This is a genomic window from Roseobacter sp. SK209-2-6, from assembly GCF_000169455.1.
In the GTDB taxonomy this organism is placed as follows: domain Bacteria; phylum Pseudomonadota; class Alphaproteobacteria; order Rhodobacterales; family Rhodobacteraceae; genus Pseudophaeobacter.
Genome location: NZ_AAYC01000012.1, coordinates 20,076 through 41,936 on the forward strand (window position 1 = coordinate 20,076; position 21,861 = coordinate 41,936).

18 protein-coding genes are annotated in these 21,861 nt (G+C 57.9%); 8 read left to right on the forward strand and 10 right to left on the reverse strand.

What is annotated here, in order from left to right; translation table 11 throughout:
- The first annotated feature begins 38 nt into the window (after positions 1-38).
- The gene (locus tag RSK20926_RS16745; protein WP_008208537.1) at positions 39-2,396 is read left to right on the forward strand and encodes a Tex family protein; all 2,358 of its coding nucleotides are present in this window, start codon (positions 39-41) and stop codon (positions 2,394-2,396) included.
- Between the two features lie 103 nt (positions 2,397-2,499).
- Here RSK20926_RS16745 and RSK20926_RS16750 read toward each other — a convergent pair whose 3' ends face one another.
- The 4 genes from RSK20926_RS16750 to lepB form a co-directional block, all read right to left on the reverse strand.
- Positions 2,500-3,618 carry a hypothetical protein gene (locus RSK20926_RS16750; protein WP_232281921.1) on the reverse strand — a complete coding sequence of 373 codons (1,119 nt, stop codon included), beginning with the start codon at positions 3,616-3,618 and terminating at the stop codon, positions 2,500-2,502.
- 385 nt (positions 3,619-4,003) lie between these two features.
- The gene (locus RSK20926_RS16755; protein WP_008208542.1) at positions 4,004-4,450 is read right to left on the reverse strand and encodes a hypothetical protein; all 447 of its coding nucleotides are present in this window, start codon (positions 4,448-4,450) and stop codon (positions 4,004-4,006) included.
- On the reverse strand, positions 4,450-7,002 hold the full coding sequence (gene pepN / locus RSK20926_RS16760; protein WP_008208544.1) for an aminopeptidase N: 2,553 nt from the start codon (positions 7,000-7,002) through the stop codon (positions 4,450-4,452). The genes RSK20926_RS16755 and pepN overlap by 1 nt, the downstream gene beginning before the upstream one ends.
- 76 nt (positions 7,003-7,078) lie before the next feature.
- Positions 7,079-7,621 (reverse strand): signal peptidase I, encoded by a 543-nt coding sequence (lepB, locus tag RSK20926_RS16765; RefSeq protein ID WP_008208546.1) that lies wholly within the window; start codon positions 7,619-7,621, stop codon positions 7,079-7,081.
- Between lepB and RSK20926_RS23370 the strand changes: the two genes are divergently transcribed.
- The 4 genes from RSK20926_RS23370 (at position 7,622) to RSK20926_RS16780 (ending at position 11,508) form a co-directional block, all read left to right on the forward strand.
- Positions 7,622-7,744 (forward strand): hypothetical protein, encoded by a 123-nt coding sequence (locus tag RSK20926_RS23370; RefSeq protein WP_008208548.1) that lies wholly within the window; start codon positions 7,622-7,624, stop codon positions 7,742-7,744.
- A 162-nt stretch (positions 7,745-7,906) separates the two neighbouring features.
- On the forward strand, positions 7,907-10,057 hold the full coding sequence (locus tag RSK20926_RS16770; protein WP_008208549.1) for a malate synthase G: 2,151 nt from the start codon (positions 7,907-7,909) through the stop codon (positions 10,055-10,057).
- A gap of 97 nt (positions 10,058-10,154) precedes the next feature.
- Positions 10,155-10,583, forward strand: a complete 429-nt coding sequence (locus RSK20926_RS16775; RefSeq protein WP_037255581.1) for a GlcG/HbpS family heme-binding protein — start codon at positions 10,155-10,157, stop codon at positions 10,581-10,583.
- Positions 10,584-10,737: 154 nt separating this feature from the next.
- Positions 10,738-11,508: a gamma-glutamyl-gamma-aminobutyrate hydrolase family protein gene (locus tag RSK20926_RS16780; protein ID WP_008208552.1), complete on the forward strand. Its 771-nt coding sequence runs from the start codon at positions 10,738-10,740 to the stop codon at positions 11,506-11,508.
- A 22-nt stretch (positions 11,509-11,530) separates the two neighbouring features.
- Here RSK20926_RS16780 and RSK20926_RS16785 read toward each other — a convergent pair whose 3' ends face one another.
- The 3 genes from RSK20926_RS16785 to RSK20926_RS16795 form a co-directional block, all read right to left on the reverse strand.
- A complete protein-coding gene (locus RSK20926_RS16785; RefSeq protein WP_008208554.1) occupies positions 11,531-12,388 on the reverse strand; it encodes an SDR family oxidoreductase in 858 nt (285 codons plus the stop codon).
- Between the two features lie 112 nt (positions 12,389-12,500).
- Positions 12,501-14,741: a xanthine dehydrogenase family protein molybdopterin-binding subunit gene (locus tag RSK20926_RS16790; protein WP_008208555.1), complete on the reverse strand. Its 2,241-nt coding sequence runs from the start codon at positions 14,739-14,741 to the stop codon at positions 12,501-12,503.
- A gap of 3 nt (positions 14,742-14,744) precedes the next feature.
- Positions 14,745-15,209 carry a (2Fe-2S)-binding protein gene (locus RSK20926_RS16795; protein ID WP_008208557.1) on the reverse strand — a complete coding sequence of 155 codons (465 nt, stop codon included), beginning with the start codon at positions 15,207-15,209 and terminating at the stop codon, positions 14,745-14,747.
- Positions 15,210-15,312: 103 nt separating this feature from the next.
- Here RSK20926_RS16795 and RSK20926_RS16800 point away from each other — a divergent pair, with 103 nt between their 5' ends.
- Positions 15,313-15,891: a TetR/AcrR family transcriptional regulator gene (locus RSK20926_RS16800; RefSeq protein ID WP_008208559.1), complete on the forward strand. Its 579-nt coding sequence runs from the start codon at positions 15,313-15,315 to the stop codon at positions 15,889-15,891.
- Positions 15,892-16,013: 122 nt separating this feature from the next.
- Here RSK20926_RS16800 and kynA read toward each other — a convergent pair whose 3' ends face one another.
- The 3 genes from kynA to RSK20926_RS16815 all read right to left on the reverse strand — a co-directional run bounded on the left by kynA (position 16,014) and on the right by RSK20926_RS16815 (position 19,196).
- Entirely contained in the window at positions 16,014-16,871 is an 858-nt protein-coding gene (gene kynA, locus RSK20926_RS16805; protein WP_008208562.1) for a tryptophan 2,3-dioxygenase, read from the reverse strand.
- Positions 16,872-17,020: 149 nt separating this feature from the next.
- On the reverse strand, positions 17,021-18,214 hold the full coding sequence (kynU, locus tag RSK20926_RS16810) for a kynureninase (protein ID WP_037255584.1): 1,194 nt from the start codon (positions 18,212-18,214) through the stop codon (positions 17,021-17,023).
- A 217-nt stretch (positions 18,215-18,431) separates the two neighbouring features.
- Entirely contained in the window at positions 18,432-19,196 is a 765-nt protein-coding gene (locus RSK20926_RS16815; RefSeq protein WP_008208568.1) for an SDR family NAD(P)-dependent oxidoreductase, read from the reverse strand.
- 431 nt (positions 19,197-19,627) lie between these two features.
- On the opposite strand from RSK20926_RS16815, the gene RSK20926_RS16820 reads away from it, so the two are divergent.
- Both RSK20926_RS16820 and RSK20926_RS16825 read left to right on the forward strand, forming a co-directional pair.
- On the forward strand, positions 19,628-20,077 hold the full coding sequence (locus RSK20926_RS16820) for a methyltransferase family protein (protein WP_037255586.1): 450 nt from the start codon (positions 19,628-19,630) through the stop codon (positions 20,075-20,077).
- A 211-nt stretch (positions 20,078-20,288) separates the two neighbouring features.
- On the forward strand, positions 20,289-21,860 hold the full coding sequence (locus RSK20926_RS16825) for a Re/Si-specific NAD(P)(+) transhydrogenase subunit alpha (RefSeq protein WP_008208572.1): 1,572 nt from the start codon (positions 20,289-20,291) through the stop codon (positions 21,858-21,860).
- Position 21,861: the final 1 nt, after the last annotated feature.

Here is a 21,861-nt window from a genome sequence, read left to right on the forward strand (position 1 = left end):
ATTGAGCGCCCGAGAATCCGCCTAGAAGGACGCCGCTTGTGGACGTAACCACCCGTATCAGCATAACAATCGCAGATGAAATTAGCGCCAGTGCAAAACAGGTAGCAGCCGCGGTGACGCTGCTGGACGAAGGCGCAACCGTGCCTTTTGTGGCGCGTTACCGCAAAGAGGTCACAGGGGGACTGGATGACAGCCAATTGCGGACCCTGGCCGAAAGGTTGGAGTATCTGCGAGAGCTGGAAGCGCGGCGTGCAACGATTTTCGACACGATCAAATCGCAGGACAAGCTCACCGACGATCTTGCGGCCTCTATTGCTAGGGCAGAAACCAAGGCACAGCTAGAGGATATCTATCTGCCCTATAAGCCCAAGCGTCGCACCAAGGCGATGATTGCGCGAGAAAACGGGCTGGAGCCTTTGGCGGATGCTATTTTGTCCGATCGGGGCGCAGAGCCGGAAACCCTGGCTGGGGCCTATCTGAGCGAGGTGGTTGCCACTACCAAGGATGCGCTTAATGGAGCTCGCGATATTCTGGTCGAGCGGATGACCGAGAATGCAGCTCTTCTGGGTCGGCTGCGGACGTTTTTGCAGGCCGAGGCGCGGCTGACCGCCAAGGTTGTTGAGGGCAAGGAGCAGGAAGGGGCGAAGTTCTCCGACTACTTCGAGCACGTAGAGCGCTGGGCCGATGTGCCCTCGCATCGGGCGCTGGCGATGCTGCGCGGATCAAACGAAGGGATCTTGACCCTGGATATTGGTCCGGAACCGGAAGAAGGTGTCGCCCGCGCCGAAAGCATGGTGGCTGCGGAATTGGGGGCGGCGGGGCAAGGGCCGGGTGACAAGTGGCTACGCAAGGTCGCGGGCTGGTGCTGGCGGGTGAAACTGTCACTTTCGATGATGCTTGAGCTGATGAGCGATCTGCGCGGACGCTCTCAGGATGAGGCGATCAATGTCTTTGCCCGCAATCTGAAGGACCTCTTGTTTGCGGCTCCGGCCGGTGCGCGACCGACCCTAGGGTTGGACCCGGGCATTCGCACCGGCGTAAAGGCGGCAGTGGTTGATGCGACCGGGAAATTGGTGGCAACAGAAACCCTGTACCCATTTCAGCCGAAAAATGACCTGCGGGGCGCGCAGATTTCGATCCTGAAACTGGTAGCAGAACACGGGGTGGAACTGATCGCTATTGGCAATGGCACCGCCAGTCGCGAAACCGAACGCATGGTGGCAGAGGTGATCCAGAACCTGCCCGCTAAAGTGAAAAAGCCAACCAAGGTTGTGGTTTCCGAGGCAGGCGCTTCTGTCTATTCCGCTTCCGAACTGGCGGCGCGGGAGTTCCCGGAGCTGGATGTGTCGTTGCGGGGCGCAGTTTCGATCGCGCGCCGTCTGCAGGACCCGCTGGCCGAACTGGTGAAGATCGAGCCCAAGAGTATCGGCGTGGGACAGTATCAGCATGATGTGGACCAGCATAAACTCTCTAAATCGCTGGAAGCGGTGATCGAGGATGTAGTGAACGCGGTGGGTGTGGACCTCAACATGGCCTCGGCACCCTTGCTGGCGCATGTCTCTGGCTTGGGGCCTGGATTGGCAGAAGCCATCGTCGCCCACCGTGATGCAAATGGGGCATTCACCAGTCGCAAGGAATTGCTGAAAGTCGCGCGCCTAGGACCAAAAGCGTTTGAACAATGCGCGGGTTTTTTGCGGATCCGCGAGGGTAAAGAACCTCTGGATGCCTCATCCGTGCACCCTGAAAGCTATGATGTCGCGCGTAAAATTGTTGCGGCTTGCGGTAGAGAGATTCGCCAAATCATGGGCGATGATGGTGCATTGAAGCATCTGCGGGCGGAGGAATTTGTCGCGGGTGGCGTTGGCTTGCCAACCGTCCGGGATATCTTTGCAGAGCTGGAGAAACCAGGTCGTGACCCGCGACCTTCCTTTGTGACCGCGTCCTTCACCGAAGGGGTAGAGGCGATTACCGACCTCAAACCAGGCATGGTGCTGGAAGGGACCGTAACCAATGTCGCGGCTTTTGGGGCTTTCGTCGACATTGGCGTGCATCAGGACGGCTTGGTTCATGTGAGCCAGCTTGCAGATCGCTTTGTCAAAGATCCGCATGAAGTGGTCAAAACCGGCCAGGTGGTGAAGGTAACGGTCACTGAGGTAGACGTTGCGCGTAAGCGGATTGGGCTGACGATGCGCAAGGATGGTGGCGCTTCCGCCCGTGAGGAGCGAGACTTTCGTGGCAAACCAGGCACCGGCCGCACTGGTCGCCAACCGAGTGGTCGAGGCACGCAACCAAAGAAGGGGAAAATGTCGGCAGGTCCCAAAGGGGGTAAGGGCGCGAAACCCCAGGAAAACGGGGCGCTGGGAGCCGCGCTGATGGATGCCTTCAAGAAAAACTAAAAAAGAACGGGCCGGTTTTCCGGCCCGTTCTTTTTCTTTCTAGGGGAAGAAAGAGTAAACTCTCTAGGTGCTGGTTCCTGACTGGCACACCACCCGGTGCTCCTCACACCGACATCAGGTCAAAGCCCTTTTCAGAAAAGGAAATCCGATGGCCGCTGGCAATTTCCTCACGGAAAATACTTGCCAGTGTTTCAAGTCCCTGGGCCTTGCCATGCGCGGCAAAGCGGCTCAGAGACGATACGCGGGCATTATTGTCAAACCCCTTGGCCGCATGTGCCCAGATCAATGGGTGAAGTTCATGTAGATGGTTACGGGCAAGCCAGCGCGCAGTCTTGGCGATTTCCAGACGGGTTTTGTCTGCTGGCGCACTCTGCCCCAGGCCAGCTTGCAGGGTCACTGTACAATAAGCGGTCAGAAGGTTGATCATTTCCTGGCTTGGATCGGTGCAAAGGATATCCTCGATCCCGTCGAGGAAATACTGCGGATCGACCCTGGCACAGGCCTGCTCATCAGCAGCGATGGCATCAAAATATGTCCAAGTATACCCCCCAGCGCCCCAGTGCTCCTGGGTGCGCGCAGCTGTGCGACGTGCTTCGAGTTCCAATGCCGCGTAAGAGCCATTTGCGCGGGGCAACATCTGTAGGCCCAAGGCACGCATGTGGCGATAGTTGAAGGGGGACAGATCGATCAGCTCTGCATAGGCATCTGCCACTTGCATAGTGTCGCTGCTCCGCCCTGCATAGAGTGCGCAGATTGCCGCTGACAAAAAGGGGCTGTTTTTCTGTTTCTCTTGCAGAGGCAGCAGAAGGGTTGAAGCGCGGTCAAAATGTGCCGCAGCTCGACGAAGAGCACCCTCAGATGCCTGGACTGCACCCATGCTGCTTCGCCAAAGCCAAGCAATGTCGATATGAGCGAGGGCGATAACAGCCGTCAGATAGGGATCGTCCGCGTGTTCTTTGCGGAGGGCCTCAAGCGCCATCACCCCTGATGTCAGAACCTTGTTTTCGGGAAACTCATTCTCTGCCTGACTTTGTTCGTTCAAGGCATGTTCAACCGCAAAGACAACATCCGCCCGTGCGCCAAATGCGAGGTCTTCGGCCCGATTGGCGCTTCCTGGCCATTGATTTTGGGCGCTGTCTGCCTGAAGCAAAGTCTCTGACAGTTCGCCCCAACGTTCCTGCCGCGCCAGAAATTGTCCCTGGTTTTGAAGGGATTGCCTCAAATCTCCTTCTGGTGAATCTGTCCTCACAGGGATTTGCAACTGCTCCTCGAGAGGCTGGCAGTTCGCCTCCTTCGTTGGGGGTGTTGCTGTGGCAGAAGCAACTTCCCTAGGCGCATCAGCTGTCACATTCGTATCCTTGAAAAGGAAGCGAGAGGTGAGATCTGCGCGAATTTGGGAGAACAGACGGATCGCCTGTCGGGGTGATTTTGGCATTCACATTTCCTGCGGTTTGGCAGCTTGACCGATGAGAGCAAATTGGCGGGTCAATGCGGCGCAATCGTGGCAGGCTCAGGGAGATTGCCGTCGGTATTGAGGAAATGAAAGGGCAGGTCGCCTGAAGTAATTTGAATTTTAGAAAACCGGCTGATAGTCGTGCGATCAGGGGCTAAAAGACAGAGAAATGGTGCCTTTCGCTTGGAATCCCAATCAAAGACAGCGCGTTTTCTAGTTCTTCTGCTTTCGGCAGGGCAGGCTGGGGGAGTCGCAATTTTTGACCATTGCGAAGGATAAGCGTGGCGCGAAAGGAGAAATCCCAACGTCGGTCCAGGCGTAGCTTTTCAATTTCTGAAAGTGGTAGCTGGTTTTCTGATCCGCCATGGTGCCATTGGAAATTGCCATCTGCGATGGACAGCCCGGAATGTGGATTGCGCCAGAGATCCCAGAGTGCAGGACCCAGAGGAAGGGCGAAAAGCACAAGAAAGAACCAGGCGGCTTGAAAAATGATCCACATCAGGCACAGCCCAAGGCCCCATGCCAAAAGAACAACAAAGAGCGCCAGGCTGCGGGCCTGACGCTCAAAGTGATATGGGGCGGGGTGGGCGCTCTCTGACATCAGGCTTCCAAGATGCGGCTGATCATCTCATTGGTGTCACGGCTTAGACCTTCTTGCGCCGCGATACGCTGTAGCTCCTGCCTGATCTGGTTCTGTCGTGCTGCGTCATAGCGTTTCAAACTCTGGAAGGCGGTGCACATGCGCGCGGTGGTCTGCGGGTTCAGCCGGTCAAGCGCGATCAGATTGTCAGCCAACAGGCGGTAGCCCGCACCGCTTTCGTGATGGAAGCCCGCGTGATTACCGCTGAGCGCACCCATAACGGCGCGGAACCGGTTTGGGTTCTTCAGGGTGAACAGCTCATGCCGGGTCAGATCCTTGGCCACGCCAGCGGCCTTGTCAGGAGCGGCACAGGCGACCTGCAGGGCAAACCACTTGTCCATGACCAGACGGTCTTCTTTCCACTGCGTAAAAAAGGCCTTGGATTGCTTTTCTCCTTTGTCGATGGATAGCAGGCAGGTGAGGGCAGCACTTTGCTGGGTCATATTGTCAGCCGCATAATACTGGCGGGACGCCTGCTCTCCGCCATCAAGGCGTGACAACAGAGAGAGGATGCGGAAATTAAGGGCGCGTTTGCCGCAGCTGTCGGCATCCGGGCGGTAGCCGTATTCCAGCGTTGTATCAGCATAGAGACGCGGTAGGCTGTCCGTCAGCTGTTCGGCCAGGGTCTGGGCAAAGGTCTCTGCAGCGTCATAGATTCTCTGTGGATCCGGGGTGATACCTTGTTCAAACAGGGCCTGGGCGATGTCGGACTGGCTGGGTGGTTGCAGGACCAATGCGCGAAAGGCCGGATCCTGGCTGTCGTCGCGCAGCAGTTTCTGTAAGGCATCCAGATAGGCGGGGTCGGGCGCACTGCCCTCGGTGACCATAGCGATGCGGGCTTCCCGGGCTAGGCTGTTGCCTGCCTCCCAGCGATTGAATGGGTCTGTGTCATGGGCCAGCAGGAAGGCCCGTTCCGCTTTGCTACTTTCACGTTCCAGGATCACAGGGGCTGAAAACTCACGCAGCACAGAGGCCGTTGGCCTACCCGAGAGGCCATCGAAACTGAAACTCTGTTTGGCCTCAGTCATTTCCAGAACCTGGGTTGGCAAGAGCTCGTCGCCATTGTCATTCAACAGGCCAACTGCGATCGGAATGACGCGCGGATCTTTCTGGTCCTGACCTGGCGTTGGCGCGGTCTTCTGGGAAAAGGTCAGCGTATAGGTGCCATCCGCATAGGCTTCATCCATCGTGAGCCGTGGCGTTCCCGCCTGTGAATACCAACGTTTGAACTGCGACAGGTCACGGTCAGTTGTATCCTCAAACACCTTTAGCCAATCCTCAATGGTGCAGGCCTGGCCGTCATGGCGTTCAAAATAGAGTTTTAGCGCCTTGTAGTAGTCTGCATCCCCAACCAAGCGTTTGAGCATACCAATGACTTCGGCGCCCTTCTCATAGACCGTGGCGGTATAGAAGTTGTTGATCTCCTGGAATTCTTCAGGTCGTACCGGATGGGAGAGTGGTCCCATATCCTCGGAGAACTGACGCGCACGCAGGGCAATCACATCCTCGATACGTTTTACCGGCTCCGACCGCATATCCGAGGTGAACTGGGCGTCGCGGAACACCGTCAGCCCCTCTTTTAGGCAAAGCTGGAACCAGTCGCGGCAGGTTATGCGGTTGCCGGTCCAGTTGTGGAAATACTCATGGGCGATGATCGCCTCGATACGTTCGAAATTGGCATCTGTCGAGGTTTCGGGCGAGGCCAGAACGCAGGAGGAGTTGAAGATATTCAACCCCTTGTTCTCCATCGCACCCATGTTGAAGTCATCAACCGCGACAATGTTGAAGATATCGAGGTCATATTCCAGACCATAGACATCCTCGTCCCATTTCATCGATTGCTTCAGCGCCTCCATGCCAAAGAAACACTTGCCCTCGTCGCCGGGGCGGACCCAAATGTTGAGCTCGACCTCCTTGCCGGATTGGGTGGTGAATTTGTCCGGGTAGTTGACCAAATCACCGGCAACCAGCGCAAAGAGATAAGCCGGTTTGGGCCAGGGATCATGCCATTCGGCCCAACCTTCGCCCTGTGACTTGGGGTTCCCATTGGACAAGAGCACTTCTTCATCGCCCTCGATACGCACCGAAAAGGTGCTCATGACATCGGGACGATCCGGGTAATAGGTGATCTTGCGAAAGCCCTCAGCCTCACATTGGGTGCAATACATGCCATTGGACATATATAGCCCTTCCAATGCAGTGTTGCCTGCCGGATCAATCTCAACCTCGGCTTCCCACACAAATGGCTTGTTCGGGACAGTGCAGCTGAGACCTGCATCGCTGAGTTCTGGGGTGATTTCGACGCCGTCTATCTTTGCTGAGATCAGCTTTAGCTGTTCTCCATGAAGAAAGAACCTCTGGTCTGCGGCATCCGGTTTGGGTGCAAAGTGAATCTTGCTTAGAACGCGGGTGGCGCTGGGCGCGAGGCGAAAGGTCAGCGCGACATTTTCCACATCAAATCCAAAAGGCGTATAGTCTTTCAGGTAAAAGGTCTGGGCTGTCTCTTCGGCCATCGGGCGCTCCTCTGCTCAGTTTCCCTCAGATGTAGAGGAACCAGGCGCGACTGCAAGCTCTGTTGTGGCGGCAAGTTTAAAGATCATCGAAGATGGCAGTCACGTTCCCGATAGGAACGAAGCCAAGACCGCCAGAACTATGAGGAAGCCGACTGTCGGCCGAATTGTCACGGTGATCACCCAATACGAACAAGTGGTTCATAGGCACTTCGAGGGAGGCGGTATTGTCCAAGCTCTCCCAGCCAAGATCCAGGATCTCGTATGCCCGGCCATTGGGAAGTGTTTCGACGTAGCGGTCAACCAGGCAAGAGCCGTCTCGATCGGCAGTCCGTCCGCAACGGTGGTGCGGGTTGGCAAGGACATTGCGGTGAAGCGGGGCAATAGGTGACTGCGGAAGTGCCTGGCCATTCAGTAGGATTTTTCCCTGGACCATCTGAACCGTGTCTCCTCCGAGAGCGATGACCCGGAATACCATAGGCGTATCCAGTTTCACGGGGTGTTTGAAAACAACGACATCGCCGTGAACAGGCGGTTCTGCTTTCGGGTCTAGAAGGCGTGCTGCCTTACAGGCATTGCTGTCCAGGGCTGGAGCCATAGCTTCGCCTGTCATCTTCCACATATGGTGATTGCCAAACAAGCAAAGGTAGCAAATGCATTCAAACGCTGCGGCTTGGATTGGAAGGAACAGCAGGACTATTCCTATGGCGAGCGGGCGAAATATTGGCAAAGCAAGCATCTTTAAAAGAGAGTTCCTGTAAAATCCTCTTTTTTGCTACTCTTGCAGCACTTTCTTGAAAAACAAGAAGTTGAATTTTGTTTCGCAGGGGGGCTGTTGTGTTGCCGACAAGAAACATTTCTCTTAGGGGTAAGGTTAGCATACCATCGTGTACCGGCGGAGAGAGCCATGACAATTCGGGTCGAGAAACAAGGGCTGCAAGTGGCAGCCGAGCTTGCAGATTTTATCGAAAACCAGGCCCTGCCGGGCACCGGGGTTGAGGCTGATGCCTTCTGGGCGGGACTGTCCGACCTGGTCCACGACTTGGGCCCTGAAAACCGGACCCTGCTGGAAAAACGCGACGAGATCCAGGGCAGGATCGACGCCTGGCATATTGCCAACCGTAACAAGCCGCATGACCACGAAGGCTACAAAACGTTCCTGGGTGAGATCGGCTATCTTCTGCCCGAGGGGGAGACCTTTGAAATTGAAACCCAGAATGTGGATCCGGAAATCGCAACAGTTCCGGGGCCGCAGCTGGTGGTTCCAATCACCAATGCGCGCTATGCACTGAACGCGGCGAATGCTCGCTGGGGTAGCCTATATGATGGCTTTTACGGCACCGATGCAATGGGTAGCCCGGCACCCAAGGGCGGATATGACAAAGGTCATGGTGCACGGGTTGTGGCGCGCGCACGCGTGTTCCTGGATGAGGCCTTTCCAATTGCCGGAGCCAGTCATGCGGATGTGCGTCGCTATCATGTGCAGGAAGGTCAATTGCTGATTGACGATCTACCTTTGGCGCAGCCAGAGAAATTCGCGGGCTATCGCGGCAACCCCAAAGCACCAGAAGCGGTGCTGTTGCGCAATAACGGCCTGCATGTAGAACTGGTCTTTGATCGCGCCCATGCCATTGGTGCGCGCGATCAGGCCGGTCTGGCCGATGTTCGGCTGGAGAGTGCAATGTCCGCCATCATGGACTGTGAGGACTCGGTCGCATGTGTCGATGCTACGGACAAGGTGCAGGCCTATTCCAACTGGCTGGGTCTGATGAAGGGCGATCTGGAGGAAAAGGTCTCCAAAGAGGGCAAGAGCTTCATCCGTCGTCTGAACCCGGATCGTGGCTATACCGGTCCGGACGGCACGGCACTCTCCCTTAAAGGGCGGGCGTTGCTTTGGGTGCGCAACGTAGGACATCTGATGACCAACCCGGCGGTGCTGGACCGCGAGGGTGGTGAAGCCTTTGAGGGTCTTCTGGATGCGATGATCACGGTTATGATCGCCATGCATGACCTCGCGCGTGAGGGCGGAAACTCAGCCCATGGGTCGGTCTATGTGGTGAAGCCCAAGATGCACGGACCCGAAGAGGTCAGTTTTACCAACCGGATTTTTGACAAGGTCGAAGATATCCTGGGCCTGCCGCGTCATACGGTCAAGATTGGCATCATGGATGAAGAGCGCCGCACTTCGGTGAACCTCAAGGAATGTATCCGAGCGGCCAAGCATCGGGTGGCCTTTATCAATACCGGTTTCCTGGATCGCACCGGTGATGAGATCCATACCTCGATGGAGGCCGGGCCATTCTCCCGCAAGGATTTCATCAAGCGCAAGGGTTGGATTGGTGCCTATGAGAACCTGAATGTAGACATCGGCTTGGAGTGCGGGCTGAGCGGCAAAGCCCAGATCGGCAAGGGCATGTGGGCGATGCCCGACATGATGGCGGCGATGCTGGAGCAGAAGGTTGAGCACCCCAAATCCGGCGCCAATTGCGCCTGGGTACCAAGCCCAACCGCTGCCACATTGCATGCGCTGCACTACCATAGGGTGGATGTTCTGGCGGTTCAGTCAAGACTCAAATCCGGTGGCCGCCGTGCCCATGTGGATGGAATCCTAGAGATTCCGCTGGCCACCTACCGCAAATGGTCACCCGAGCAGATCGCGCGTGAGGTGGACAACAATGCCCAGGGGATTCTTGGCTATGTGGTGCGTTGGGTTGATCAGGGTGTTGGCTGTTCAAAAGTGCCAGACATCAATGATGTGGGCCTAATGGAAGATCGCGCGACCTGCCGGATTTCAGCCCAGCATATCGCCAACTGGTTGCATCACGAGGTGGTGAGCGAGCAAGAGGTCATGGCCTCTTTGCAGAAGATGGCGCAGGTGGTTGATGGACAGAATGCCGCTGACCCCAGCTATTCGCCGATGGCGCCGGGTTTTGATGGTATCGCGTTCCAGGCAGCTTGTGATCTGGTCTTCAAGGGGCGGATCCAGCCCTCTGGTTATACTGAGCCGGTTCTGCATGCGCGCAGGTTGGAACTAAAGGCACTGACTGCGGCAAACTGACCACCTGAAGCAGTTTCGCCAAAATGGCAGATAGTCAGAGAAGGTAGAATTGCCTTCTCTGATGCCGTTTTCAATTGGCGAACAGGAGGAAAACCCAATGACAGCAGTTACTCTGGACCAAGCGCGCAAGATCATCCGCGTGACGCTCGAAACTGGCCGAGAGATGGGGCTCAAGCCGCTTTCGGTTGTGGTGCTGGATGCGGGTGGGCATGTGCAGGCCTTTGAGCGTGAGGACCAGGCCGCTCCTGGGCGTTTTGCAATCGCCCACGGCAAAGCCTATGGCGCCGTGATGCTTGGCATGGCGGGCACGGCCCAGATGGCGAGGGCGGAAAATCAGGCTTACTTTATGGCTGCGGTCAACGGCGTCTATGGCGGGCAGGTCATTCCGGTTCCAGGTGGTGTTCTTATCCGTGATGAAACCGGTGCTGTGATTGGTGCTATAGGAGTGACGGGCGATATCTCTGACAATGATGCGCTTGCGGGGCTTGCCGGGATCAAGGCAGCAGGCTTAGAGGGTGAGATCTAGGCCTCCTGGATGAGTGAAGCTGCTTAGTCTTTGGGCTGGCTTTGCATTTGTGCGTCTTTGAACAGCTGAATGCGCCCTGATACAAGAGCGGAGCTGTTGCGGCTATGGTCGCAACAGCTTAGTTTTGTTGCATTCAGTTCCAAACGGAGTTCTCATGGCGCGTCCAAAAGTAGGCATTATCGGCAACTCCTATCTGCTCAATGATCAATATCCTGCCCACGCCGGAGGTACGATGAACTCCGAGGCCATAGCCGAGGTTGCCGGCTGTATGCCGCTCCTGATCCCGTCGGATCCGCGTTTTCTTTCGGTTGAGGAACTGCTGGAGACCTTTGATGGGTTCCTGTTGACCGGTGGGCGCCCCAATGTGCACCCAAATGAATATGGTGAAGCAGAGACCGCTGCCCATGGTGCATTTGACCGCGCGAGGGACGCAATTGTATTGCCGCTGGTGCGGGCCTGCGTAGAGCGCGGTCAACCTTTTCTGGGCATTTGCCGCGGCTTTCAGGAGGTGAATGTGGCCATGGGTGGCACGCTTTATCCGGAGATCCGCGACCTGCCGGGGCGGATGAACCACCGGATGCCGCCCGATGGGACGCTGGAAGAGAAATTTGCCCTGCGTCACCTGGTGAAAATGTCGGCCGGGGGCGTGTTCAATCAGCTCTTCGGGGCTGAGGAGGTCATGACCAATACCCTGCACGGGCAGGGGATCAAGACGCCGGGGCAGCGCATCGTCATTGATGGTGCGGCTCCTGATGGCACTCCAGAAGCGATCTATGTGAAGGACGCGCCCGGTTTCACCCTTTCAGTACAATGGCATCCGGAATGGGATGCCGCCAATGATCCGGTCAGCCGCCCGCTGTTCCAGGCCTTTGGCAAGGCGGTGCATGACTGGGCGGCGGGGGTACACCAGGCACAGCCCGCCTAGGACCAAGCAGTCTTCGATTTCTCTATAACCCCAGGGTGGCCGCAATGGTGGCCTCATTCTGTTTGCGCCCGTCCGGATCCGCTGCGGTCTTGAAGGCGCAGAAGCCCTCTGACCAGGCGGAGGTGCGCAGCCGCAGCGGCGGATCCTCCTGTTCCAGGCAAGCGAGGACAACTGCGGCTGCTTCAGCACTGCTCTGATAGGCATCGCCGCCCATGCGGGCGCGAGCATTGCCGATATAGCGCTGCAGCAGCGGCAGATAATCATCCTCCAGCATGCCGCCTGTGGCCTCAACCTGTTTCAGGACGCTATTGGCGAATTCGGAGGTGATGCCGCCGGGCTGGATGCTGGTAAAATGTACGCCGAAGCCAGGGGTAACATAGCTCGCCAGGCTTTCGGTCAGGCCTTCCACAGCAAATTTTGCAGCGCAATAGACCTCGTTGAAGGGCTGGCCGACCAATCCGCCAACTGAAGAGATATTGATGATATGGCCGGATTTGCGCGCCCGCATATGCGGCAGCACCGCGCGGGTGCAGCGCAGCACGCCCATGAAGTTCACGTCCATCACCTGGTTGATGTCCTCGTCGCTGGCCTGCTCGATATTGCGCAGGTAACCGGCGCCCGCGTTGTTGATCAGAGTGTCGATATGCCCCTCACGGCGCAGTACCTCCGCCACGGTAGTTTTGATGCTTTCCGGGTCCTGCACGTCAAGTTGCAGGATCTCCAGCCCCAGGCCGCTGGCCTCAGCTGCGGCGCGCAAAGCAGAGCTTTTGCCTGGATCGCGCATGGTGGCGTAGACCCGGTGCCCGGCATGAGAGGCCGCAAGGGCAGTCTCCAACCCCAGGCCCGAAGAGGTACCGGTGATCAGCACCGTTTTTGACATTGTTTGTGGTCCTCTTCGGTAAAATTCCCTGAGTCCCAAAAACGCCATGGAGACGGGGGATGCAGCAGGCAAATATGTATGGGGAAAGGGCGGAGCACCGCCCTCCTTCAGGTCAGATCAGCAGATCAAAATCATGCATCAGGGGCAGGCGGCGGGGCCGCTTGCCGGTGAGGTCAAAGATCGCATTGGCCAGGGCAGGGGCGGCGGGCGGCGTGCCAGGCTCCCCGGCGCCGCCGAGATGAGCCTGGGTTTCCAGCACCCGCACCTCGGTGCGCGGCATGGTATGCATGCGCATAGCGTCGTAGTCTGGGAAGTTCCCTTGCTCCGCGGCGCCATCTGCAAATGTAATCTCACCAAAACAGGCGGCAGAGAGGCCATAGGCCATGCCGCCGAACATCTGCGCCTTCACGGTTTCCGGATCAATGGCGCGGCCCATATCGCAGGCGATCCAAGCATTGGCGATGCGGATGCTGCCATCCTCTTCGATCACCTCGATGACTTCCGCGACCGGGGTGCCAAAGCTGTAGCACATGGCCACACCGCGCCCCACGCCTGCGGGTGTGTTTCCGGTCCAGCCAGCCATTTCCTTGACTGCCTCCAAGACGCCAGCAGCAGGTGCCCATTCGGGCCGCGCCAGGCTCAGCCGGAATTCCATCGGATCGGCTCCGGCGGCATGCGCCATCTCGTCGATGAAGCTCTCAATAAAGAAGCCGTTGAAGCTGTTGCCGACCGAGCGCCAGAAGCCCACCGGGATCTTGATATCCGAGATATGCCCGGCCATGCGGTAGTTCGGAATGGCATAGGGGGAATTGAAGAAGCCCTCCACATGCACCTTGTCCGGCCCAGCTGGCTGGAAATCCGCCAGCCGCATCATGGCCTGATGGGTGGGGGAGGCTGCTGCGAGCTGCCCGTCCATCAGCACAGCGGCGCCGTCCTTCACGGCCCCCCGCATCCTGGCAATCGCACCGGGACGGTACATATCGTGACGCATGTCCTCCTCGCGGCTCCAGGTCAGCTGCACCGGAATTCCGGGCATCTCCTTTGCAATGCGGGTAGCCTGAACCGCATAGTCAAATTCTACCCGGCGCCCGAATCCACCGCCTAGATAGGTGGTGCGCACATCCACCTGCTCGCTTTCAAGGCCCGCTTCCGCAGCGCATTTGGATTGAACAAATGTGGGCATCTGATTGCCGCTCCAGACGGTAAGTTTGCCCTCTTCCAGCAGCGCAGTGGCATTCATCGGCTCCATGGTGGCATGGGCCAGATAGGGCACCTGATACTCCGCGCTCAATTCTGTGGCGCCTGTGGGCAGGGCATCTGCATCGCCGTCGTCCCGCATGACGGAGTTCGGCGCATCATCGAATGCCTCAGCGATCTTGGCAAAGACCTGATCGGTTTCAGACGGGTAGGGAGCTTCCTCCCAGTCCACCTCAATTGCTTCCAGCGCCTGCATCGCCAGCCAGGTATTGCTAGCAACAACGGCCACGCCTGCGCCCATGTTGATGACTTTTTCAACGCCGGGCATGTTTTGTGCAGCAGAGGCATCAAAGCTCTTCATGCTGCCGCCCTGGCGCGGGTTCATCCGGACAGAGGCGAACTTCATGCCCGGCAGGCGCACGTCGATGCCGAATTCCGCGGTGCCGGTGGCTTTTTCCGCCATGTCGATACGCGGCTGCGGTTTTCCGATCAAACGCCAGGTGCTGCTGGGGCGTAGACCCGCCTCGATGGCGCTCAGCTTGGCCGCATCTTGTGCCAGATCGACATAGGAGACTTCGCGCCCGTCTGGAGCGATGACCATGCCTTTGGCGGTAGAGAGCTGGCTACGCTTCAGGCCAAGTTTCCCGGCAGCGGCCTCTTTCAAGGTTTCGCGCGCCGAAGCGCCGGCAAGACGCATACGCTCATAGCCGTCTTTCATGGAGGTGGAGCCGCCGGTTCCATGCAGGTTCAGCACCTTGCCCAGATGGCCCAGAGCCTCGCCGATGGAGTGTTTGAAGTTGCCGCTGTCATAGCCCTTGCCGGGCAGTGCATCGAGCATGAAGGCTGAATTGTAATAGGCCTTGGCGGCAGGGCCATGCAGCACCCGGACCTGGTCCAGCTCCACGTCCAGTTCTTCGGCGATCAGCGCGGCCCAGCTGGTTTTGACCCCCTGGCCCATCTCAGCGCGCGGCGCAAATAGTGTGATGCCATTCCCGTCGATCAGCACAAAGGGGTTGAGCGCTGCCTCTCCCTCGCCGGGCTTCAGCGGGTTGGGTGCGGGGCGCGAGACGTAATAGGCGCCAAATGCAACCCCGCCCACGATGGCGGCAGAGCCGATGAGGAAGGTGCGGCGGGCGATTTTACCGATGCTTGCCATGGCTCAGGCCTCCTCGATCATCTTGGCTGCGGTATGGATGGCGGCGCGGATCCGCGGGTAGGTGCCGCAGCGGCAGAGGTTGCCCTGCATGGCCTCGTCTATCTCTGCATCGCTTGGCTTTGGGTTTTCGGCCAGCAGGCTGGCGGCCTGCATGATCTGGCCTGACTGGCAATAGCCGCATTGCGCCACTTGATGCTCAACCCAGGCGGCCTGGATCTTGGCCATGTTGTCTGGGGTGCCGATGCCTTCGATAGTGGTCACCTCGCCCTCGACATCTTCCAGAGCAAGCTGGCAGGAGCGCTGGGCAACCCCATCCACATGAACCGTGCAGGCGCCGCAGGCAGCGACACCGCAGCCGAATTTGGTGCCGGTCAGGCCCACTTCATCGCGCAAAACCCACAGCAGTGGCACATCGCCAGGCAGATCAACCTCATGAGCTTTTCCATTGATGCGCAGAGTTCGTGACATAGGACTGGCCTCTCTAGCTGGCTTCGTGAGTTTCTGACAAAATGCACTCATTGTGTCAGGGTGTCAATTGACATTTTTTACAAGGAATGTCAGAAGCGAAAACATGAACATTCCGATGCCCGATGATAAAACCCAAAGCATTCTGCAGGCCGCCTGGGACGGTTTTTCCGCCTACGGGTTCCGCAAGACCTCGATGGACGACATAGCGCGCGGCGCCGGGATGTCCCGCCCGGCGCTCTATTTACGGTTCAAGAACAAGGAGGCGATCTTCCGCGCTCTTGTTGAGGCCTTTTACCTGCGGGCCAGTTCAGAGATCACGGCTGCCCTGCAGGCAGAAGGCGGGCTGAAGCAGAAGCTCTCAACAGCCTTCGCGGCCCATGGCGGCGAAACCATGGAGGCGATGATGGCCTCCGCCCATGGCATGGAGCTTTTGGAGGCGAGCATGAGTCATGCGGGCGAAGTGATCGAGGCCGGCGAGGCCGGGCTGCGCCGGATCTATACGGATTGGCTAGCGAAGGCGGCTGAGGAGGGCAATGTCAGGCCCTCCGCTGCTCCCGAAGACTTGGCGCAGCTTTTTTGTGCCGGACTGAAAGGGATCAAACATACCTCCGGCAGCTATCCGGAGTACCGGCAAGGGGTCTCCAACTATGCTATCCTCTGCGCAGAGGCGCTGAGGCCCTGACAAGGCGGTGCACGCCGCGCGGCAGCGCGGCGCCGGGCCCAACGGGGGAGGGGCAATCTTTGATTGGCCCGAGACGGGCGGGAGCCCTCGCCTGCCTTATGGACTATGCTGAGGGCCTGGCCTCAGAGCGTAGTGCGCAGGTGCCAGAGCTCCGGGAACAGCTCCACCTCCAGCATGCGTTTAAGGTAATTCACGCCGCCGGTGCCGCCGGTGCCGCGCTTGAAGCCGATGACCCGTTCCACCGTGGTTACGTGGTTGAAACGCCAGCGGCGGAAGTAATCTTCAAAATCCACCAGCTTTTCCGCCAACTCGTAAAGCTCCCAATGCACTTCCGGCGCGCGGTAGACTTCGCTCCAGGCCTTCTCCACCGCTTCGCTGGGCTGATAGGCTGCAGAAAGCTCGCGATTCACCACCTCATCCGGCAAGGCAAAACTCTGATGCAGGGCGCGTAGCGCCACATCATAGAGTGAGGGCTGCGCCAGTTCCTCTTCCAGCAGTTTCAGCGTGTCAGGCCGGTGGGCATGGGGCCGCAGCATCGCCTTGTTACGGTTGCCCAGCATGAATTCGATCAGCCGGTACTGATGCGACTGAAAACCAGAGCTCTGCCCCAGGGCATCCCGGAAGGCGGTATAATCCGAGGGCGTCATGGTGCGCAGCACATCCCAGGCGGAATTAAGCTGCTCAAAAATACGCGCCACCCGCGCCAGCATCTTGAAGGCCTGCCGCGCTTCGCCGTTCAGCAGGCGGCTTCGGGCCGCCTGTAGCTCATGGATGGCCAGGCGCATCCATAGCTCTGAAGTCTGATGCTGGATGATGAAAAGCATCTCATCATGGGTATCGCTCCAGGTTTTCTGGGCATTCAGCAGCACGTCCAGCGACAGGTAGTCGCCATAGGACATGCGCCCGTCGAAATCCATCTGGGCGCCATCCTCGGCGGGGTCAAAGGGGCAGGTTTGGGGTTTGGTTTCGGGGCCGCTCATGGGATCCCTCCTTTTCCTAGTCATAGTTATAGCTCAGGGAAAGGCCGGGGTCCTCCTGTTCAATGTGCCGCATTGCGCCAGGCGGCGCCAAAGCGCCACCCAGCCCGCTGGTCTGCATAGAGGTAGGGATATGGAGCGGCGGAAATGCATCAGGTCACAGCGGCGCGGACTTTATATTCCGGCTGGTCCCAGATGCGCTTTTTCATGATCTCTGCGAGGATCTCAACGGCGCCGTCCACGTCGCCTTCGTCGATATAGAGCGGGGTAAAGCCAAAGCGCATGATGTTGGGGGCGCGGAAGTCGCCGATAACACCACGCGCGATCAGTGCCTGCATCGCCGCATAACCTTCCTCAAAAGCAAAGGAAACCTGGCTGCCGCGCGCAGTGCCATCCCGTGGCGAGGCCAGAGTCAATTGCGGGCAGCTAGCTTCAACCCCGGCAATGAAACGATCACAGAGCGCAATGGATTTGGCGCGCACATCCGCCATCTCCACCATATCCCAGATATCCATCGAGGCTTCCAGCGCTGTGAGCTGGATCACCGGCGGCGTGCCAACCCGCATGCGTTCGATGCCGCGTCCGGGCCGGTAGTCCAAATCAAAGGCAAAAGGCGCCTCATGACCCAGCCAGCCGGACAGGGCGGGGCGGGCAGTCTCCGCGTGACGCGGTGCGACATAGATGAATGCCGGGCCGCCAGGGCCGCTGTTGAGGTATTTATAGCTGCAGCCAACGGCAAAATCAGCATTGCAGCCCGCCAGATCCACCGGTACTGCACCCGCCGAATGCGCCAGATCCCAGACTGTCACGACGCCCTTTTCATGGGCGCGTGCGGTCAGCGTCTTCATGTCGTGCATGCGACCGGAACGGTAATCCACTTCGGTCAGCATCAGGACCGCCAGGTCCTCGGTGATATTGGCCTCCACCTCTTCGGGATCCACCACGCGCAGCTCATAACCCGGGCCCAGCGATTTCAGCAGGCCCTGCACGATATAAAGATCGGAGGGGAAGTTGCCACTGTCCGAAAGCACAACCTTGCGGTCCGGGTTCAGCTCCAGAGCTGAGGCCACGGCCTGGTAAACTTTGATCGACAGGGTGTCGCCCATGACCACATGACCTGGCTCGGCGCCGATAAGCCGTCCAATGCGATCGCCGATTGCAGTGGGTTTCTGCATCCAGCCAGCCTTGTTCCAGCCGGTAATTAGCATCTCGCCCCATTCCTTGCGGATCATGTTTTCAACATGGTTTGCTGCGGTTTTGGGGAGGGGGCCAAGAGAGTTGCCATCCAGATAGATCATCCCCTCTGGGAGATCGAACATCGCTTTGGTTGCGGAAAAATCTGACATGGTGTCCTCATTGAGCGGCATAATATTTCAAGCTTAAAGCTTTTCGTATTTCGTATCCGATCATGTCAAACCTGTCCAGAAGTTTTGCCGAGGGTAACGCACAGCCCATTGGTGTCGGGGGCAGCCGCGGGGCCTATTTGATCTTGAGTTTGCGCTGAGGCGCAGCTTTTAGGTTTGATGTAGCAGCCAAACTTGAAGCTGCTACGCCAAGGGGACTTCAGGTTTGGCCACCCGCGATTTCAATGCATTGACCATTGATAGATTGCGATCCTGGCCCGCACAGCCATAGGGCGGCAGCTGCCACCTCTTCGGGTTCGATCAGGCGTTGATGGCGGTTTGCATTGATCATCACCTTTAGGGCTTCGTCCTCGCTGATCCCGGCGCGCTGCGCGATGGAAGTGATGTTTCGATCCACAATGGGCGTGTCTACATAGCCAGGGCAGAGAGCGTTCACTGTGATCTGTGACCCCATGAAATCCTCACTCAGGGCGCGGGTCAGGCCGATCATGCCATGTTTGGTTGCACTGTAGCAGGCGCCACCCTTGAGGCCTCGCAGCCCCGCGATGGAAGCCACAGTAATTACCCGTCCCCAATCTGTGCCCTGCATGGATTTGAGGCTCTCACGCAGGGTCAAGAAGGCCCCATCAAGATTGGTGGCCATCATATTGCGCCAGAATTCCATCGAAGTTTTATGTAGGGTTTTGCCCTCAGCGATGCCCGCATTGGCGACGCAGATCTGGATTGGGCCATGTGCGGCAACAGCGGCTTCAGTTTTTCGGATTACATCTGCTTCGTCCCGAACGTCCATAGCCATCGCAGTGAGGTCTGTACCTGCGACCTCTTCCAGAACTTCCAGCCTGCGGCCGGTAATGGTGACCTGAGCCCCCCGGCCAGCCAAGGCCTGTGCAATCGCAAGGCCAATCCCCGTGCCACCGCCGGTGACTAAGGCGTGCTTCCCTGCAAGATCTTTAGTGTGTTCCATCGCTCGTTCCTCCTGTCTGGTTTCAGACTAGTCTTGAGCGGGGGAGGGGCAAGCGCGCCGTTCCGTCACTCTACCCCATGGCAAGAGGCAGGGCGATTGTCGCGCTGACCTTTGGTTCCTTGCCATGCCGCAAATTGACAGGGGGATCGGCTTCTCTCAGTTTTGACCAGGCAGTTGTTGCGTACAATAGTGCACAAAAATAGGGCTTTGCAGCTGTTCTTGAAGTGCTGCCCCTTTTGTCGCAGTGTCCTGATTTGCCGTTGCAAGTGAGAACGCGAATGTGTTTCTTCTCGGCTAAAGAGGTATCCTGTCCTTTTCTTTTTTCAGCGTTCAAACGGGGCTGGACCTTGCTGCGGGATAGGGGTTTGTTTCGCGGCATGAGGCCTTTCAGACCTGAGTGGAAAGAGCGCCTGAGAGAGGTGATCGAGGCTATGAAGCACATCAATGTACCGCCCATTTGGCTGCTGGGTGCAGTTCTCTTGGCTTGGGCACAGAGCTACTATCTCCCCCTTGGGTTGGGTTTTGGTGCCGTGGTAGGGGGGCTGCTGGGCGGCTTGCTGGTGGGCGGGGGGATCCTACTGATGGTGCTTGCCCTCATTGAAATGCGGCGCTTTCGCACCAGCATTCACCCTCATGGGCAGCCAAGCCAATTGGTACAGTCTGGCATCTTCTCGCGTAGCCGCAATCCGATCTATTTGGGGGACCTGCTGCTGCTTGCGGGCCTGATCCTTAGGTTTGATGCGGTGCTTTCGCTCCCCTTGATTCCCGTTTTCGCTTGGATCCTAGAGAAGCGATTTATCGAGGTCGAAGAAAAACGATTGCGCTTCACATTCCGCCAGGACTGGGCGCGATACGAGAAAAAGGTGCGTCGGTGGCTGTGACCAAAAGACCGTAGTTTTTGCGGTGATACGGCGGTCGTGGTTGCAAATCTCAGCGTATTTTCGTTGAGTGATGCGCAAATGCGGCATCGCGGCAAGAGAATGCGGCGACGCGGCGAAATGCTTGCGCAAGTATCTTGCGTGAGGTAGTGGAAATATTTGCGATCTGTACCTTGCCATTGCTGGCATGGGCAAGACGAGGGGGACCAAGAAGGTGAAAATCGGAACACCCAAAGAGGTGACAACGGGTGAAGCGCGGGTGGCGATGACGCCGGATTCCGCGCGTCAACTGCAGAAACTGGGACATGAATGTGCCATTGAAACTGGCGCAGGCGAAGCGGCCGGCTTTTCGGACGCGCTCTATGAAGAAGCTGGTGTTGAGATTATCAAAACAGCAGCTGCGCTCTGGAAGGCCTCTGACATCATTGCCAAGGTACGCCAGCCCAATGAGACAGAGCTGAAGCGGTTGAACTCGAAGAAGACGTTGATCTCCTTCTTCAACCCGGCAGGCAACGAAGAGGGCATGGAACTGGCGAAATCCAAAGGTGCCAGCGTCGTTGCGATGGAAATGGTGCCGCGGATCTCTCGCGCGCAAAAGATGGACGCGCTGTCCTCCATGGCCAATATCGCGGGCTATCGCGCTGTGATTGAGGCTGGCAACAACTTTGGCCGCTTCTTCACCGGACAGATCACAGCGGCGGGCAAGGTACCGCCGGCTAAGGTTCTGGTGGTGGGCGCTGGTGTGGCCGGTCTGGCGGCGATTGGCACCTCGACCAGCCTTGGTGCAATTACATTGGCCTTTGACGTGCGCCCAGAAGTGGCAGAACAGGTCGAGTCGATGGGCGCAGAGTTTGTTTACCTCGATTTCGAGGAAGAACAGGCGGACGGTGCTTCTTCTGGTGGCTACGCTTCCGTCTCGTCACCAGAGTTCCGTGAGGCCCAGCTGGCCAAGTTCCGCGAGCTGGCGCCTGAGGTGGATATCGTCATCACTACAGCGCTTATCCCGAACCGCGAAGCGCCAGAGCTTTGGACCGAGGACATGGTTGCGGCTATGAAGCCGGGCTCTGTTATCGTCGATTTGGCAGCGGAGAAGGGCGGCAATTGTAAGCTCACTGTTGCGGATGAAAAGGTCGTCACGGAAAACGGTGTCACTATTATCGGCTATACCGATTTCCCCAGCCGGATGGCAGCGCAGTCCTCCAGCCTTTATGCCACCAATATCCGCCACATGATGACGGACCTGACGCCTGAAAAGGACGGTCAGGTGGTGCATGACATGGAAGATGACGTCATTCGCGGCTCCACCGTTACTCATGCGGGTGAGATTACTTTCCCACCGCCACCTCCCAAAGTGCAGGCCATTGCGGCGCAGAAGAAGCCGGAAGTGAAAGAACTCACCCCGGAAGAGATCCGCGCCAAGGAAGTTGCAGACTTCAAAGCTGCCACCAAGCAGCAGGTGACCCTGCTTGGGGTAGGTGGTGCCTTGATGCTGTTGGTCGGCCTTTTTGCGCCGGTCAGTTTCATGCAGCACTTCATCGTCTTTGTTCTGGCGTGTTTTGTCGGCTTCCAGGTGATCTGGAATGTGGCCCATTCGCTGCACACACCCTTGATGGCGGTGACCAATGCGATCTCCTCGATCATCATCCTGGGGGCGTTGATGCAAATCGGATCAGGCAGCTTCCTTGTGATCCTCCTCGCGGCGCTGAGCGTCTTTATGGCGGGGATCAATATATTTGGCGGATTCCTCGTCACCCGGCGCATGCTCGCCATGTTCCAGAAATCCTAAA